Source organism: Nostocoides sp., assembly GCF_035343835.1.
Lineage (GTDB): Bacteria > Actinomycetota > Actinomycetes > Actinomycetales > Dermatophilaceae > Nostocoides_A > Nostocoides_A vanveenii.
The window spans coordinates 5,725-7,610 of the sequence record NZ_DAOQZV010000158.1 but is presented as its reverse complement, the minus strand read 5'-3'; the positions used below and the strand labels follow the sequence as shown (position 1 = coordinate 7,610).

The following is a 1,886-nucleotide window of genomic DNA, read 5'->3' as shown; positions in this document are numbered from 1 at the left end:
GGCAGGTCGCGGTCGAGGCGCGCGTGGCCTTGCCGTCCGCCCCTGCGGCCGCGGCGCGCTCGCCGGCCGAGAGGGCCAGCCAACCGTCGATCGGGCAGGTGCTGGGGTTGACCGAGCGGATACTGGAGACACCGGAGGCGCCGTCACGCAGCAGCGCCCACAGAGCGGGCGTGCGCTCGGCGTTGACATCGGACCAGGTGAAGCCGCCGGTCCCGATCAGGATGGTGCGCGCGAGCACTGGCGTGACGGCCGGTGCCGGCGCGCTGGCGAGGGAAGGCGCCGCCATCCGGGCGGGGGTGGCAGTGGACGGGACATTCGCCGCGAGGGGGGCCGCCGCCATACGGGCGGGGATGAGGCACAGGACGGCGAGCAGGAGCCCGAGCAGCGCTGCGGCGCGCCGGGTCGCTGGTCTCACCGGATAAGGGTACGGGCCAGAATGTGCGGGTGACCGCCGTCCGCACCACCCGCGCGCCAGCCTGGCAATGGGCCGGCTGCGCGGCGCTGGTGCTGCTTGGTGCGGTGATCCCGGTGTTGCGATTCCTGGTCTTCTGGCCCATGGATCAGTGGCAAGTGGACGTCGAGGTCTATCGGCAGGCGGGCGTGTCGATCCTGATCGGGCGGCCGATCTACGACGCGATGACGGAGGCGCCGCAACTGCTTCCGTTCACCTATCCGCCGTTCGCGGCGCTGCTCGCGATACCGCTTGCGTTGCTGCCCTTCGGGCTGGTCGGGTGGCTGTGGACGGCACTGCAGATCGCGGCGACGACGGCGATCGTCTGGTATGCCGGCTACCGCCTGATTCACCGGGGCGGCAGCGCGCAGCCGCTGGTCCTGGGGTTGCTGGCGGCGCCGATGTTCTGGTTGCACCCCGTCGGCGACGGGATCCGGTTCGGACAGGTCAACGCCTTCATAGTGCTCGCCGCCCTGATGGACCTGCGCCGGCCCCGGCCGCGAGTTTTGAGCGGCGTCGCGCCCGGCGTGCTCGTCGGGCTGGCGATGGCGATCAAGCTGACGCCTGGGGTGTTCGTCGTGCACTACGTGATCAACCGGCGCTGGCGGGAGGCCGGGACCGCGATCGCGACGGCGGCGATTGCCTGGCTGGCCGCGTTCGTGGCGATCCCGTCGGCCTCGCTGGCGTTCTGGGGCGGGGCTCTGCAAGACCCCGCGCGGCTCGGACCGAATATGGGCACGTCGAACCAGTCGATCCGCGGGGTGTTGATGCGGGTCGGGCCGTCGGGTGGCGCCGGTGTGGCCCTGTGGCTGGTGCTGGTCGCCCTGGTCGGGTGGTTCGGATTCCGGCTGGCGCGGCGGGCGTGGCTGCGGGGCGACACGGTCACCGAGGTGGCCGCGGTGGGGCTGCTCGCCTGCCTGCTCTCGCCGGTGGCCTGGATCCACCACTTCCACTGGATCGTCGTGGCGATCTTGGCGATCCTCGGGGCCGACCCACTGCGGGATCGCCGGCGGCTGGTGGCGGCGCTGGTGATCACGGTGTGGTTCGTCTGCCGGCTGCCGTGGTGGGGGATCAGTTGGATCGCGCACGACTGGCCGCCCATCCTCGTGGGCCGGATTTTGCAGAATGCCGACCTGGCGGGTGCGCTGCTGGCACTGTGGCTCTTGAACTGGGCATCGGCGCGCGAACCGACGGATGCCGAGGCCGATGCGGTAGCCCGGGCCGTGGAGCGGTCGGCTGCGCCGGGCAAGGTCGAACGCCGCGCGGCTTCCGAAGCCGGGTGAGGTCGACGTTCCCGCAGCCGGAGCGAGAAGTTGTGACAAAGGAGCAGAACATGACGCAGTTGGCCGGGGGATCGCCGTGACGCGGCGGGCGGCGGGGTCTACGACACCGAGATCAGCGACGACTGGCGGATCGCCCGGGGCGTCAACGGCGG

The 1,886-nt window shown here is 71.7% G+C and carries 1 protein-coding gene and 1 pseudogene; one reads left to right on the top strand and one right to left on the bottom strand.

Annotation, left to right across the window (positions count from 1 at the left end; genetic code table 11):
- Positions 1 to 415: pseudogene (locus tag PKH97_RS11390) on the bottom strand (hypothetical protein); the annotation flags it as partial.
- Between the two features lie 29 nt (positions 416 to 444).
- On the opposite strand from PKH97_RS11390, the gene PKH97_RS11385 reads away from it, so the two are divergent.
- Entirely contained in the window at positions 445 to 1,734 is a 1,290-nt protein-coding gene (locus PKH97_RS11385) for a glycosyltransferase 87 family protein (RefSeq protein ID WP_324387559.1), read from the top strand.
- Positions 1,735 to 1,886: the final 152 nt, after the last annotated feature.